We start from the raw sequence: 14242 nt of genomic DNA, 5'->3' as shown, positions 1-14242 counted from the left end.
TCAGCCCTCCCGGCTCGTGGCGGGCTGCCGGCTGTCGACGTGCTGCTGGCCCGTGACGGGCCGCTCGCCCACCTGCTGCCGGCCGGCGACGGGCTGCTCCCCCACCGGTTGCCGGCGGCCGAGCAGCGCCAGCTGTTCGGCGATCCGTTCGGCGCCGGGCTGCGGCATGTCCTGCACGATCCGGCCGTCGGCGAGGACCACGACCCGGTCGGCGTAGGACGCGGCGACCGGGTCGTGGGTCACCATGATGACGGTCTGCCCGGCCTCGTCGACCACCGCTCGCAGCAACGTCAGGACCTCCGCCGCGGTCTGCGTGTCGAGCGCACCGGTCGGTTCGTCACAGAAGATCACCTCGGGTCGGCCGACCAGTGCCCGGGCGATCGCGACCCGCTGCTGCTGGCCACCGGAGAGCTCCGACGGCCGGTGCCGCAGCCGGTCGCCGAGGCCCACCCGACCGATCACCTCGTCCAGCCACGCCCGGTCCGGCCGGTGGCCCGACAGCCGCGACGGCAGCAGGATGTTCTGCTCCACGGTCAGCGCGCCCACCAGGTTGAACGCCTGGAACACGAACCCGATCCGGGTGCGGCGCAGCTTGGTCAACTGCTTCTCGGACATGGACGACAGGTCGGTGGCGCCGATCCGTACCCGGCCCGAGGTGGGCCGGTCCAGGCCCGCCGCGCAGTGCAGCAGGGTGCTCTTGCCGGAGCCGGACGGGCCCATCACCGCCGTCGCCGTCCCTCGGAGGAACCGGACGTCGACGTCGGCCAGCGCCACGACCGGCTGCTCACCGCCGTACGTCTTGCTGACACGTTCGATGCTGACCGCATCGTCGGTCGAGGTCGCTGGCATGGCGGGTGCCTTCCGGAGAGAGTCTCACTGGGGACTCCCTGACGGTATGGAGGTCAGCGACCCGCCTCAATGAAGCCCACTGCCCATCCGGGGTAGCGCAGGCACCACCAACAAGCGGTGGCCGCCGGAGCGATGCTGCTCCAACGGCCACCGGCCACGGTTCGGGTGTACGGGCGGGGGTCAGGACGGCAGGTGCGGCAGGGCGCCGGTCTCCTCGTACTCGGTGACCTGTTCGATCCGCCGGGCGTGCCGCTCGTTGCCGGAGAACGGGGTGGTGAGGAACGCCTCCACGATCGCGGTCGCCTCGTCCAGGGTGTGCTGCCGGGCACCGACCGCGACCACGTTCGCGTCGTTGTGCTGCCGGGAGAGCTGGGCTGTCTCGACGCTCCAGGCCAGCGCCGCGCGTACCCCGGCGACCTTGTTCGCGGCGATCTGCTCGCCGTTGCCGGAGCCGCCGATGACCACCCCGAGGCTGTCCGGGTCGTCGACCACGTTGTCGCCGGTGTGCAGGCAGAACGCCGGGTAGTCGTCGTCCGGGTCGAACACGTGCGGACCCACGTCAACCACTTCGTAGCCCTGCTTGGCCAGGTGGTTGACCAGGTGCACCTTCAACTCGAAGCCGGCGTGGTCGGATCCCAGGTAGACGCGCATGACAGGCAGTCTCTCAGCCCGCACCGGGGTGGCGACGCGCAGGCGCCGACAAGCCGGCGCGGCTCACACCCGCGCCCGTCCGGCTCATGCCTTCAGCTCCGCCAGCACCAGGCCACCACGGGCCTTCGGGGTGAACCAGGTGCTCTTGCGGGGCATCTTCTGCCGGGCCAGGTTCACCGCCACGAAGTCGTCCACGGTCACCGGGGCGATCAGGACGGCGAGCTCAGCCCGACCGGAGTCGACCTCGGTGGCCAGCCACTGCGCCGGGTAGTCGCCGCCGACGTACGTGATCCGCTTGTCGCCCGGATCCAGCCCGAGGGCGTCGCGCAGCAGGACCCGCTCGACCAGGGCGTGGTCGAGGTTCTCCACCACGTTGCCGGGACCGGCCGGCAGGGTGACGGTGTACGCCTGACCGGCGAGGTAGAGCTGGACCGGTTCGCCGGCCGCCGGTACCGCCGGTGGGCCGGCGACCGGCTCGACCCGGGCGCCCGCCTCCCGCAGCCGACCGAGCAGGTCCTCGGCGCTGCTGGTCAGCTCGCTGACCAGCCGGTTGTAGGGCTGGATCGCCACCGACGCCGGGGTGGTGATCACGCTGAGGAAACGCGGGAGGCCGCCGGTCTGTGCGGCCAGGCTGCGGTGGTTACCGTCCGCGACGACCAGTTCACCGGCGCCGGCCAACGCGCACAGTTCGTCCTGGGCGGGTCCCGGTCCGAGCAGCCAGATGGCGTGCGTCCGCCCGGCCTGGTCGGTGTCGGTCGCCGCGGGCGCCCCGGCCGCGTCGGTCGCCGCCGCGAGCGCGGCGTGCAGCTCGTCGCCCCGCCCGGTCTGGAGCAGCAGTACGGGTGAGAGCAGGTGCCCGGTCGCCTCGGCGAGTGCCACCCGCTCCCGGACCTTGGCGATGAAGACGTCCTCGTTACGGATCACCAGCCCCGGCTCGTCCGCGCTGGTGGAGATCTCGTCGGTGTCGACCAGGGCGAACAGCCCGTAACCGGGCTCGTCGACCGGTGAGCTGATCCGGTACAGCACCACCACCCGGTCGGCCGGGGTGTAGCTGCCGTCGGCCTTCGCCTCGGCCAGCCGGGCGACCGCCTCGGGCAGGGCCTCGGCGAAGGAGCGACCGAGGCTCTCCGGCGCCCGGTGGGGCATCTCGATGGCGAGGGCGCTGTGCGGGTTGGCCTCGATGATCGCGGTGATCTCCGCGTCGTCGGCGAACTCGTCGTAGTTCTGCGCCCCGGTGCCGCCGGTGGTGATCCAGGCCCGGTTGATCGGGTGTACGACCGTCATGTCCGGTGACGCTACCGGTCCACCGGGAGCGCGGAGCGTGGATCCCCCGCGGGTGTCCACCGGCTGGGCGGGCCTCAGCCGGTGGGTGCGGTACGGCGGTGCCGGCCGCCCCGACGACGTGCCACGGGCGACATGGCCACCAGCGCACTGGCCGGTACGGGCGCGGCCCCGACCACGATCGGCGGGGCGACCAGATCCGCCAGGTGCTCGGGCAGTGCCGGCGACCGGAGGTCCACCGACCAGTAGGCGCCGCCCAGGTTTCGGGCCACCACCTCGGGTGTCGGGGCGGTCTGCTGCTCACGATCATGGTCGTGCTTGGGCATCGGGGTCTCTCCGGTGAGTCGGCGTGACCGGGCGGGGCTACCACCGCCACGGACGCTGGGTCCAACGAGTGGAGCCGCCGCCCGGTCACGCCGTACCGCCGAGCCACCCGGTGCCGCCGGGCGGACCGGGCCGTACCGGTCAGTCGAAGATCGGGCCGATCGTGCGGGAGCGCTTCAGCTCGTAGAAGCCGGGGGTGCCGGCGACCAGGAGCACGCCGTCCCAGAGCCGTCCGGCCGCGTCGCCCTTGGGGGCCGGGGTGACAACCGGGCCGAAGAAGGCGACCGTCTCGCCGTCGACCGGGCCGGGGGCGTGGATCACCGGGGTGCCGACGTCGTTGCCGACCGGACGCATGCCGGCCTCGTGGCTGGCGCGCAGCGCCTCGTCGTACTCGGTCGAGTCGGCGGCGGCGGCGAGCGACGGGTCCAGGCCGACGTCGGCGAGGGCGGCCTCGTACAGCGCCGGGCCGCGCTTCTCACCGCCGGGGTGGATCCGGTTGCCGAGCGCGGTGTAGAGGTCCCGCACCGCCTTCTGGCCGTACTTCTGTTCGACGGCGATGCAGAGACGCACCGGACCCCACGCCGTCTTGAGAAATTCCCGGTAGGTTTCCGGCAGTTCGTCCCGGCCCTCGTTGAGCACGGCCAGGCTCATCACCCGGAATTCGACGTCGACCGGGCGGACCTGCTCCACCTCCAGCAGCCAGCGGGAGGTCATCCAGGCCCAGGGGCAGGCCGGATCGAAGTACATCGTGACGCTCGCGCGCTCGGGCACGGCGACCTCCTTCACTATTCAAAAAAGGCGGATTGCCTCCCACCTGAACAAATCTTCACCCCGGGGGTACCGGAAGAGCACCGAGATGAGACCGTGAGTTGGACCACCCCCGCCCGCTCCCCTACGTGAAACACTCGACGGGAGCCACCGGGGGTGGATCTTCGCTGTCAGTGGGGACAGCGGGCGAACTGCGGATGGAGACTAAACGTGCCGGGAGTGCGCAACCTTACCCAGGTCGAGGCGACCGAGCGGGCCCGCCTGCTCGACGTCACCGGGTATGACATCAGCCTGGATCTGACCTCCGGCGGCCAGGCCGCCGACAATCGCACCTTCCGTTCGGTGACCGAGGTCAGGTTCCGTTGCGCCGAGCCGGGTGCCGGCACCTTCATCGAGGTGGCCGCGGACTCGGTCCGCACCGCCACCCTGAACGGCACGCCCGTCGATCTCGGCACCTGGTCCGCCGAGACGGGCCTCACCCTGACCGACCTGGCGGCCGAGAACACCCTGGTCGTCGACGCCGACTTCCTCTACTCCGCGAGCGGGCAGGGTCTGCACCGCAGCGTCGACCCGGTGGACGGCGAGACCTACCTCTACAGCCAGTTCGAGACGGCCGACGCCCAGCGGGTGTTCGCCTGCTTCGACCAGCCCGACCTGAAGAGCGTCTACACCTGGCACGCCACCGTCCCGGTGCACTGGCGGGCGATCTCGAACATGCCGGTGACCGCCGAGGAGACCGACGGCGGTGCGACGAAGACCGTCCACTTTGCCGAGTCGGCCCGGATGAGCACCTACATCACCGCGCTCTGCGCCGGCCCGTACCACGAGGTCCGGTACAGCCACGACGGCATCAGCATGGGTTACTACTGCCGGGCCAGCATGGCCGAGCACATGGACGCCGACGACCTGCACCTCATCACCACGCAGGGCTTCGACTTCTTCCACGAGCAGTTCGGGGTCCGCTACCCGCTGCCCAAGTACGACCAGCTCTGGGTGCCCGACTTCAACGCCGGTGCGATGGAGAACTTCGGCTGCGTCACCCACTCGGAGACGCACTACATCTTCCGCTCCCAGGTCACCGACTTCGAGTACGAGCAGCGGGCGAACACGATCCTGCACGAGCTGGCCCACATGTGGTTCGGCAACCTGGTCACCATGCGCTGGTGGAACGACCTGTGGCTGAACGAGTCGTTCGCCGAGTGGGCCAGCCACTGGGCCAACACGCACGCCACCCGGTTCTCCGACGCGTGGACCACCTTCCTGTCCATCCGGAAGAACTGGGGCTACCGGCAGGACCAGCTCTCCTCGACCCACCCGGTCTACTGCGAGATGCCCGACCTGGAGGCGGTCGAGGTCAACTTCGACGGAATCACGTACGCCAAGGGCGCCAGCGTGCTCAAGCAGCTCGTCGCGTACGTGGGCGAGGAGCCGTTCCGGGCCGGTCTGCGCAGCTACTTCGGCCGGTACGCCTGGGGCAACGCCACCTTCGACGACCTGCTCTCCGAACTGGAGACGGCCTCCGGCCGGGAGCTGCGCAAGTTCGCCGCCCAGTGGCTGGAGACGGCGCAGGTCAACACGCTGCGCCCCGAGGTGGAGATCGCCGCCGACGGCACCTACCAGCGGGTGGTCGTACGCCAGGAGGCCCCCGCCGACTACCCCACCCTGCGTACGCACCGGATCGGGGTCGGCCTGTACGACCTGCGCGACGGCCGGCTGGTCCGGCGGGACCGGCTCGAGGTCGACGTGTCCGGTGAGGCCACCGAGCTGACCCAGCTCGCCGGGGTGGCGGCGCCGGACGTGCTGCTGCTCAACGACGACGACCTGACCTACGCCAAGCTGCGCCTCGACGAGAGCTCGATGGCAACCGTGGTGCAGCACGTCAGCGCGTTCGAGTCGTCCCTGCCCCGGGCGCTGTGCTGGGCCGCCGCCTGGGACATGGTGCGCGACGCCGAGTTGTCCGGCCGCGACTACGTCGCGCTGGTGCTGGCCGGGCTGCCCGCCGAGAGCGACATCAACCTGGTCACCCAGACCCTGCGTCAGGCCGCCAGCACGCTCGCCATGTACGCCGACCCGGACTGGGCACCCACCGGTTGGGCGGACCTGGCGCGTACGGCCAGGACCGCGGTCCGGCTGGCCGAACCGGGCAGCGGACTCCAGCTCGCCTGGGCCCGGGCCTACGCCTCCGCGGCCCGGTCCGAGGAGGACCTCGCCACGCTGCGCGGCTGGCTCGACGGCACCGACGTGCCGCAGGGGCTGGCCATCGACACCGAGCTGCGGTGGACCCTGCTGCGGGCCCTGGTCGCCACCGGTGCCGCCGGCATCCCCGAGATCGACGCCGAGCTGGCCGGTGACCGGACCGCGAGCGGTGAGCGCGAGGCGGCGCTGACCCGTGCGCTGGTGCCGACGCCGGAGCACAAGGCCGAGGTCTGGGCGTCGCTGACCGGCGACGAGATCCTGCCGAACTGGCGCAGCCGGGCACTGTTGCAGGGCTTCCAGCACCCGGCGCAGGTGGAGCTGAGTGCGCCGTACACCAGCAGGTACTTCGAGGCGCTCGGTCGGGTGTGGGCGAGCCGGGACAGCGAGCCCGCCCAGGAGTTCGTCATCCTGGCCTACCCGGCCTACCAGGTCAGCGCGGACACCGTTGCCGCCACCGACGAGTGGTTGGCCCAGGAGGGTCACCCGGCACCGTTGCGCCGGCTGGTGTCCGAGGGCCGCGACGGTGTGGTCCGGGCGATCAAGGCTCGGGCCCGGGACGCCGCGACCGCCTGAGCAGACGGAAGAGACCCGGCCTCGGCACCGATTCGATTCGGTGCCGAGGCCGGGTCTTCTGTCTACGGTGTAGCGGGTCTGCCCTACGCCTTGCCGGCGCGGCTGGCGAGCTGGTCGAGGCCGCTGATGATGCCGCCGGCCAGGTCGCCGCCACCGAAGGCGGCCACCATGGACAGTGCGGCCAGCTTGGCGTCCCGGTCCGGGATCCGCTTGCGGGCCTCGGCGCCGGTGACCACCTCCAGCAACCGCTGGTTCGGCGAGACGGCGATCAGGACCGACCGGTCCGGCTCGGCGAGCTGGTCCAGCAGCCGCACCGCGTGTTCGCGTACGGGCTCGTCGAGGGCGCCGACGTAGACCGTGAAGGTCAACTCGCTGCCCTGGTCGGCGAGGCGGAGCGCCTCGTCGATGCGGAGCAGTTGGCGGGTCGAGAACGGGCCGTCGAGCACGTCCGGGTGACCGGTCGGCTCCGGCTGCGCCGGGCTGTACTCCGTCATGGTCTGCTCACCAGCGGTCACTTGCGCCTCCCGTTGTGCCCGCCTGACTCGGCGTACCCGTGGTCTCGGTCTCCGCGCCGGTCAGCTCGGCGGTCCGGCCGCTGGCCCGCAGGGCCGCGGCGGCCGATCCGGCCAGGTTCTCCGGCGCGGACAGGAACCAGACCGGGGTGAAGTCGAATGGCCGTCCCGGCCGATACCGTCGAGCACTCCGTCCGCCGCTACCGGCGAGCGCCAGCACGGCGATCACCAGCACCACGGCGGCCGGGATCCCGACGAAATACAGCAAGGTGTCGGTAACCGTCCACTGCTCGGTAGCAGACAACCTCAACGCTCCCAGGCGTGATAGGGACCAAACACCCGGCCCAGGGTTGGGCGGCCAGGCTGCCGGTCCGCTCCGACTCAGACGTTGTCAACGGTATCGGAGTGCGGCGCGCCGTGTATCTCGGGGTGGCGATCCCACCCGCCGCTGACCTGCGTGCGGTACGGCGGCGAGAGCGTGGATCGGCCCTCGTCGCCGTACCGTGGACGGGTTTTGCGCGGATAGCGGGCAACCGGACACCGCCCGGCAGGCGAGGCGATACCGCCCGGCCGGGCTACTCCCCGACCGTACGGGCGAGCGCGTCGGCAAGCCGCCAGCAGTCGTGGTACGTCGAGTAGAGCGGCACCGGTGCGGCCCGGATCACGTCCGGCTCGCGTGAGTCGGTGAACACACCGTGCTCGAACCGGAGCCGTCGGGCAAGGTCGGCGGCGCTGCCCCGGCCGATCCGCAGGGAGAGCTGGGCGCCACGCCGCTGCGGGTCACGCGGGGTCAGGACGCTGATCGGCCGGGTCGCGACCACCTCGTCGAGCAGGCGCTCTGCGTACGCGGTCAACCGGATGCTCCGTTCGCGCAGCGCGGCCATGCCGACGGAGTCGAAGAGTTCCAGCGAGGTCCGGACCGGGCCCATGGCGAGGATCGGCGGGTTGGAGATCTGCCAGGCGTCGGCGGTGGCCGGCGGCCGGATCTCCGCCGTCATCTCGAACCGGGTCGCCGGCTCGTTTCCCCACCAGCCGTCGAACCGGGGCAGGTCGGTTCTGCCGAGGTGCCGTTCGTGGACGAACGCGGCGCCCACCGACCCCGGCCCCGAGTTCAGGTACTTGTACGTGCACCAGGCGGCGAAGTCCACCTCCCAGTCGTGCAGCCGCAGCGGCACGTTGCCGGCGGCGTGGGCGAGGTCCCAGCCCACCACCGCACCGGCGGCGTGACCGGCCCGGGTGATCGCCTCGATGTCCATCAGCTCGCCGGTGAGGTAGTTCACCCCGCCGAGCAGCACCAGGGCGACCCGGTCACCCTCCCGGTCGAGGTAGTCGAGCACGTCGGAGGTGCGCAGGTTCTCCTCGCCCGGTCGGGCGCGCAGCCGTACCACCGTGTCGTCGGGGTCGAGGCCGTGGAAGGTGGCCTGGCTGCGGACCGCGTAGCTGTCCGAGGGGAACGCGGTGTCCTCGATGACGATCCGGGTGCGGGCGCCGGACGGCCGGTAGAACGAGACCATCAGCAGGTGCAGGTTGACCGTGAGGGTGTTCATCACCACGGTCTCCGCCGGGAGCGCGCCGACCAGTCGCGCGGCCGGGCCGGTGAGCAGACCGACGTACGGGGTCCAGGGGCGGTCCCCCTCGAAGTGGCCCTCGATTGCCAGCCCCGCCCACTTGTCCAGCTCCTCCAGCAGCTCGGTACGGGTCGCCCGGGGCTGCAGGCCGAGGGAGTTGCCGACCAGGTACGCGCTGTCGGCGTACCGGCCGCCCTCGGCCGGCGGGATCAGGAACAGGTCCCGGTGCCCCGGATCGGCGGCGTCGAGACGGTGGGCTTCTTCTTCGGCAGCGTGCATCTGTGCGTCCACTTCACGAAAGGGGTGGTTCCGGTACCCGGTCGGTCGGCCGCTCGTCACATCAGCGTCCGGGCCGACCACAGCTCGGGAAAGACCGTACGGGCCATGCTCCGTTGCAGCCAGGCCACGCCGCCCGAGCCGCCGGTGCCGGCCTTCGCGCCCATCGCCCGCTGGGTCGCCTTCAGGTGCTGGTAACGCCAGTCGCCGAACTGCTCGCCGACCTCGGCCAGCGCCTCGCCGAGCATCCGCAGGTGGTTGTCCGGGCCGGTGTCCCGGTAGATCCGGACCCAGGCCAACTCGACCGCCGGGTCCGGCTCGGCCGGCTCGGTGAGGTCCCGGTCGAGCAACGCCGCCGGCAGGTCGAAGCCGCGGCGGTCGAGCAGCACCAGCACCTCGTCCCAGAGGCTCGGGGCGTGCAGGGCGTCGACCAGGGCCTCGTACACGGCCGGCTGGCGGCGGAACGGGCGGACCAGCGAGGCGGTCTTCAGACCGAGCAGGAACTCCAGTTGGCGGTACATCGCGGACTGGAAACCGGAGCCCTCGCCGAGCAGGTCGCGGAACTTGTTGAAGTCGGCCGGGGTCATCCAGCGCAGGCCGTGCCAGGCCGCGTTCAGCCCCTCCAGGTGCAGCGCCGCCCGGCGCAGCGAGGGCAGGGCGCCCCAGACGTCGTCGTCGCGCAGCCGCTCCCGGGTCTCGCGCAGTTCGAAGCAGGTCAGCCCGAAGTAGAGCTCCATGATCTGGCTGATCATCAGGAACGACATCTCGCCCGGGTCCTTGCTCAGCGTCTGCTGCAACGTGTGCAGCGTGCTGGCGTGCACGTACGCGTCGTACGGCGTCCGGTCGGCGAACTCCAGCGTCGGCTCGCCCGCGTTGGCAACCGCCCGGGCGGCCCGCTCGTCGGCGTTCACCGTACGGATCACCGCGCCGGTCGGTACCGGGTCCCCGGTCGCCGCCACCGCCGCTGCCCCGCGCTCCGTGTGCCCCATCGCCAGTCCCCTTTCCGTCCGTCGGCATCGCGTTCCGTCGGCCCCAGCGTCATGATCTCTCCGGTGGGGGCTCGTACGGAATGCCGAACCAACGGCACCTGACCGTTCCGACCCTCCGGATCAGCGGCTAGGTTGAGAAATCACCTCACGAAGGAAAGGTCGGTCGCGTGGACGACATGGACTGGGCGCTGCTGCGCGAGTTGCAGGCCGACGCCCGGCTCTCGTACAGCGAGCTGTCCCGGCGGGTGCACCTGTCCCCACCGGCGGTCGCCGAGCGGGTCCGCCGGCTGGAGGAGGCCGGGGTGGTGACCGGCTACCACGCCCATGTCGACCTGGCCCGAGCCGGCCGCAGCGTGGTGGCACTGATCCGGATGTCCTGTTACGGCCCCCGCTGCATCCTGCGCGACCCGTCCGTGACCGGTTGGCCGGAAGTGCTGGAGATCCACCGGATCACCGGCGACGCGTGCAGTGTGCTGAAGGTCGCGGCCGGGTCGATCGACGCGTTCGAGCAGGTGATCGACCGGCTCGCCCCGTACGGCCAGCCGTCGAGCACGATGGTCCTCTCGTCCCCGCTGAACTGGCACCCGGTGACACCGCTGCCGGAGCAGTCCACCCCCTGAGCCGGAGCGTCCGCCGCCGGAGCCGACCGACCTCGCGATCGGGCGTGATTCGCGGAGCCGGGTGGGAACACCCTGAGCGACGCGGACCACGCGGTGGCCGGCCGGATGGCCGGAAGGGGGAGGTCATGCAGAGTCGATCAGCAGTGCGTCGAGCGCTCCTCTCGACGGCCGGGGTGATCGCGCTGGCCGCGCCGGCGACGCCGGCCGCAGCGGCGCCGACCCCGACGCCGATGCAGAGCAGCAACGCCTTCGTGGAGGTCACCCCGAACACCGCCCAACCGGGCACCCGGGTGAACATCCGGGCCAGTTGCGACCAGACCAACAACAACCAGGCGACGGTGGAGTCGCAGGCGTTCGGCCGGGTGGTCGTACGACCGAACAACGGCTTCCTCACCGGGGCGGTCACCATTCCGGGCAACCGGGCGCCGGGCACCTTCGACGTGAACCTGACCTGCCCGAACGGTAATACCGCGCACACCACCCTGACCGTGGTGAACATGAGCAAGCCGACCCAGGGTCCGGCCACCGGCGGTGGCGGTACGGCCGGCGGCTTCGGCGGCCCCGTGGTGCTGGTCGGCGGCCTGGCCGTGATCGTGCTCGGCGGCGGCCTCTGGCTGTTCAGCGCCCGTCGTCGGCCCTCGACGGGCCCCTGAGTCAGCCGGGCCGATGGGCGGTCGCCTCGCGCCGGTCCGGGCGGCGCACAGCCGGGTGTGCCGCCTCGCCGCGCGGCTCGCCACCGAGGCGTCGGCGGCGAGCATCGTCACCCCGGACACCGCCGACCGGGTCGCACCCGGAACGCTCCGCCCCGACCGGGCCCGGGCGGCCGGATCGGGTCACGCCGTCGGGACGGCCCGTGCGGTCGGCACCGTCCGGCCGCCCGGCCAGCGGGTCACCCGGACCCGTCAGGTACGCCGACGCCCCGGACCGATACCGATCATCATCGTGCTGATGGGCCTGATCATCACCGGGTTCGGGGTGCAGTACGTGACCGGCACCAACTTCCTGCCCGGTTTCAGCTCCGGCAGCCGGCCACCCCCGCGCAAGTTCCCGGTCATGGAGCCGAGCCCGCCGACCGCCGTCGCGATCCACTCGCTGGACGTCCGGGCCCGGGTGCACCGGGTCGGGATCGCACCGGACGGTTCGATCGCCGTACCGCCGCCCGACCGTTACCAGGAGGCCGGCTGGTACGACCAGAGCCCCACCCCGGGCCAGTACGGACCGTCCGTCATCGTCGGCCACGTGGACACCCGTACCGGTCCGGCGGTCTTCCACGACCTGGCCGACATCCGGCCCGGCGCCGAGATCGAGGTCACCCGGATGGACCGCTCGGTGGCCGTCTTCGAGGTGAACTCCGTCAAGCGGTACGACAAGTCGGAACTCCCCACCGAGCAGGTGTTCGACGACTTCGACCGCCCCGGCCTGCGCCTGATCACCTGCGGTGGTCGGTGGGTGGGCGGCACGACCGGGTACGCCGACAACGTGGTGGTGTTCGCCTCACTGGTCTCCGCCCGACCGCCCAAGTGAGCCGGCCGACCGGGTGGGTGATGATTCAGGCGGCTATTTCGGCGTCGCGCAGGTCGAGCCAGTCGGCCCAGCGCGGGTCGGGCGCCCGGTGGCCGAGGACCCGCCAGGCCGTGCCCTTGGGCGGGGCCGGCAGGGCGTGCAGCCGCCATCCCAGCTCGGCCGGGGTCTTGTCACCCTTGCTGTGGTTGCACTTGGCGCAGGCCGCGACGACGTTCTCCCAGGCGTGCCGGCCGCCCCGGCTGCGCGGGAAGACGTGGTCGATGGTCTCGGCCGGACCCCGGCAGTAGGCGCACCGCCAGCCGTCCCGGGCGAAGATCGCCCGACGGGAGAGGCCGACGTGGCTGCGGTACGGCACCCGGACGAAGCGGGTCAGTCGGACCACCGAGGGAACGGGCAGGGAGTTGCGGGCGCTGTGCAGCATGCCCTCGCCGTCGGCGACGCAGACTGCCTTCGCAGAGAGCACGAGAATCGCTGCTCGACGCACCGAAACGACACACAGTGGCTCATACGTAGCGTTGAGCACCAACGAGCCGGAGCCCACCGTGGGTCGTATGTCAGGCATCGCGATCACCCTCCCGCGTTCTGTCTTGCGCCCCGCTCCTGTCATCTGCCGTGTGTCGACCGACGGCGCGGATCGTCACCGACCGCGGCCGACGCCGGCAGATCACCGGCGTCCGTGCGCCAATAGTCCCCGATGGGACCCCCGATTGCACGTACTAATCCGGGGTCCCTCATGAAGCTTTTGTGTCGCGTGGCAGGATGACCGGTTCCGTCCGGTTAACCCGAGGGCCTTCCGGCGTACGCGCGCGCGGCGGACACACCTCCCGGCGGCCTTCCGCGGCGGGGCGCCCGGCGGCCACGGCCGGCGGTGCGGTACGAAAGCAGGCGTGAATCTCGCGATCCTGTCCGTCGTGCCGACACCGAGCCCCTCGGTCACCTCGACCTCGACCCCCGGCCCCAGCCAGAGCTGCCTGGACAGCTTCCTGTGCCGGGCGGTGCTGGACGCGACCGACACCCCCTGGTTCGCCGAGGGCAGCTACTACATCCTGATCAAGCCGCTGCGGATCATCGCGATCGTGCTGGTCGCGATGCTGATCAGGTGGCTGCTGCACCGGACCATCAGCCGCCTGGTCGACGCCACCGCGGAGGGGGTGCCGACCGTACTCAAGCCGCTGCGGGAGCGGATCCCGACCGCCGCGGTCGATCCCGCCCTGGTGGTTCCGGAGCGGCGGCGGCAACGGGCGGCGGCGATCGGCTCGGTGCTGCGCAGCCTGGTCACGGCGGTGGTCTTCGGGATCGCCGTACTGCTCGTGCTGAGCGAGCTGAGTTTCAACCTGGCTCCCCTGCTGGCCAGCGCCGGTATCGCCGGGGTGGCGCTCGGCTTCGGCGCCCAGACGCTGGTCAAGGACCTGATCGCCGGTCTGTTCATGCTGTTGGAGGATCAGTACGGGGTGGGCGACACGGTCGACCTCGGCGAGGCCACCGGTGTGGTGGAGGCGGTCGGGTTGCGGATCACCACGATCCGGGACGGGCGGGGTGTGCTCTGGTACATCCGCAACGGCGAGATCATCCGGGTCGGCAACAAGAGCCAGGGCTGGGCGATGGTCGTGGTCGACATGCCGATCGGCTTCGCCGGTACGGAGGAGGCGACCGCGGTGCTGCGTACGGCGGCGGCATCGGTGGCGATGGACCCGGAACTCGCACCGGAGATCGTCGAGGCGCCGGAGGTGCTCGGCGTCGAACAGGTGACGGTGGACGGTGCGGTGATCCGTACGGTGATCAAGACGACGGCGGACGGCCAGTTGCCGGTCGGGCGGGAGCTGCGCCGGCGACTCGCCGAGGCCCTGGAGAACTCCGGCATCACCGCGCAGATCGCGGCCTCCCGGATGTACGTGCGGTCGCCGTCGCCGCCGCCCGAGGGGCACGAGACCGGCCAGGGCGGGGCCACCTGAGCGGGGCCGGAGCCGGGGCACGGACGCGGGATCGGGCGGCGGAATCCCGGGGCGCCGGCCCGCAGGGGTCGCGGACCACACGGGTGGTCAGGTATCGTCCGTTCGTTCAGTCAACCATGCGACGATCTACCCTTTCGCACTAGCCAGATGTCTGACGAT

15 protein-coding genes are annotated in these 14242 nt (G+C 71.5%); 5 read left to right on the top strand and 10 right to left on the bottom strand.

What is annotated here, in order from left to right; genetic code table 11:
• The 5 genes from OIE47_RS20445 to OIE47_RS20425 form a co-directional block, all read right to left on the bottom strand.
• Nucleotides 1–849 (bottom strand): ABC transporter ATP-binding protein, encoded by an 849-nt coding sequence (locus tag OIE47_RS20445; RefSeq protein WP_326556147.1) that lies wholly within the window; start codon nucleotides 847–849, stop codon nucleotides 1–3.
• 180 nt (nucleotides 850–1029) lie between these two features.
• On the bottom strand, nucleotides 1030–1500 hold the full coding sequence (locus OIE47_RS20440) for a ribose-5-phosphate isomerase (RefSeq protein ID WP_326556146.1): 471 nt from the start codon (nucleotides 1498–1500) through the stop codon (nucleotides 1030–1032).
• A gap of 84 nt (nucleotides 1501–1584) precedes the next feature.
• Nucleotides 1585–2784 (bottom strand): DUF1015 family protein, encoded by a 1200-nt coding sequence (locus tag OIE47_RS20435; RefSeq protein WP_326556145.1) that lies wholly within the window; start codon nucleotides 2782–2784, stop codon nucleotides 1585–1587.
• 74 nt (nucleotides 2785–2858) lie between these two features.
• Nucleotides 2859–3107: a hypothetical protein gene (locus OIE47_RS20430; protein WP_326556144.1), complete on the bottom strand. Its 249-nt coding sequence runs from the start codon at nucleotides 3105–3107 to the stop codon at nucleotides 2859–2861.
• A gap of 139 nt (nucleotides 3108–3246) precedes the next feature.
• Entirely contained in the window at nucleotides 3247–3852 is a 606-nt protein-coding gene (locus OIE47_RS20425) for a DsbA family protein (RefSeq protein WP_326563179.1), read from the bottom strand.
• Nucleotides 3853–4092: 240 nt separating this feature from the next.
• Between OIE47_RS20425 and pepN the strand changes: the two genes are divergently transcribed.
• Nucleotides 4093–6642 (top strand): aminopeptidase N, encoded by a 2550-nt coding sequence (pepN, locus tag OIE47_RS20420; RefSeq protein ID WP_326556143.1) that lies wholly within the window; start codon nucleotides 4093–4095, stop codon nucleotides 6640–6642.
• A gap of 83 nt (nucleotides 6643–6725) precedes the next feature.
• Here the strand turns inward: pepN and OIE47_RS20415 are convergent, their stop codons facing one another.
• The 4 genes from OIE47_RS20415 to OIE47_RS20400 form a co-directional block, all read right to left on the bottom strand.
• Nucleotides 6726–7136 carry a DUF5130 family protein gene (locus OIE47_RS20415; RefSeq protein ID WP_326563178.1) on the bottom strand — a complete coding sequence of 137 codons (411 nt, stop codon included), beginning with the start codon at nucleotides 7134–7136 and terminating at the stop codon, nucleotides 6726–6728.
• 7 nt (nucleotides 7137–7143) lie between these two features.
• Complete coding sequence (gene ctaJ / locus OIE47_RS20410) at nucleotides 7144–7458, bottom strand: aa3-type cytochrome oxidase subunit CtaJ (RefSeq protein WP_442791972.1); 315 nt, start codon at nucleotides 7456–7458, stop codon at nucleotides 7144–7146.
• A 271-nt stretch (nucleotides 7459–7729) separates the two neighbouring features.
• Nucleotides 7730–9001, bottom strand: a complete 1272-nt coding sequence (gene kynU, locus OIE47_RS20405) for a kynureninase (protein WP_326556142.1) — start codon at nucleotides 8999–9001, stop codon at nucleotides 7730–7732.
• Nucleotides 9002–9057: 56 nt separating this feature from the next.
• Nucleotides 9058–9987, bottom strand: a complete 930-nt coding sequence (locus OIE47_RS20400; protein ID WP_326556141.1) for a tryptophan 2,3-dioxygenase — start codon at nucleotides 9985–9987, stop codon at nucleotides 9058–9060.
• Nucleotides 9988–10154: 167 nt separating this feature from the next.
• On the opposite strand from OIE47_RS20400, the gene OIE47_RS20395 reads away from it, so the two are divergent.
• From OIE47_RS20395 to OIE47_RS20385, 3 genes are all read left to right on the top strand, one after another.
• Nucleotides 10155–10607, top strand: coding sequence for an Lrp/AsnC family transcriptional regulator (locus OIE47_RS20395; RefSeq protein WP_326556140.1), 453 nt, complete (start codon nucleotides 10155–10157; stop codon nucleotides 10605–10607).
• Between the two features lie 125 nt (nucleotides 10608–10732).
• Nucleotides 10733–11260: a hypothetical protein gene (locus tag OIE47_RS20390; protein ID WP_442791971.1), complete on the top strand. Its 528-nt coding sequence runs from the start codon at nucleotides 10733–10735 to the stop codon at nucleotides 11258–11260.
• Nucleotides 11261–11273: 13 nt separating this feature from the next.
• The gene (locus OIE47_RS20385; protein ID WP_326556139.1) at nucleotides 11274–12131 is read left to right on the top strand and encodes a class F sortase; all 858 of its coding nucleotides are present in this window, start codon (nucleotides 11274–11276) and stop codon (nucleotides 12129–12131) included.
• A 25-nt stretch (nucleotides 12132–12156) separates the two neighbouring features.
• Here OIE47_RS20385 and OIE47_RS20380 read toward each other — a convergent pair whose 3' ends face one another.
• The gene (locus OIE47_RS20380; RefSeq protein WP_326556138.1) at nucleotides 12157–12693 is read right to left on the bottom strand and encodes an HNH endonuclease; all 537 of its coding nucleotides are present in this window, start codon (nucleotides 12691–12693) and stop codon (nucleotides 12157–12159) included.
• 340 nt (nucleotides 12694–13033) lie between these two features.
• Between OIE47_RS20380 and OIE47_RS20375 the strand changes: the two genes are divergently transcribed.
• Nucleotides 13034–14083: a mechanosensitive ion channel family protein gene (locus OIE47_RS20375; RefSeq protein ID WP_442792178.1), complete on the top strand. Its 1050-nt coding sequence runs from the start codon at nucleotides 13034–13036 to the stop codon at nucleotides 14081–14083.
• Nucleotides 14084–14242: the final 159 nt, after the last annotated feature.

Source organism: Micromonospora sp. NBC_01796, from assembly GCF_035917455.1.
GTDB lineage: Bacteria > Actinomycetota > Actinomycetes > Mycobacteriales > Micromonosporaceae > Micromonospora_G.
Note: the sequence above shows the minus strand (reverse complement) of the source record. Positions and strands in the feature narration are given on the sequence as shown.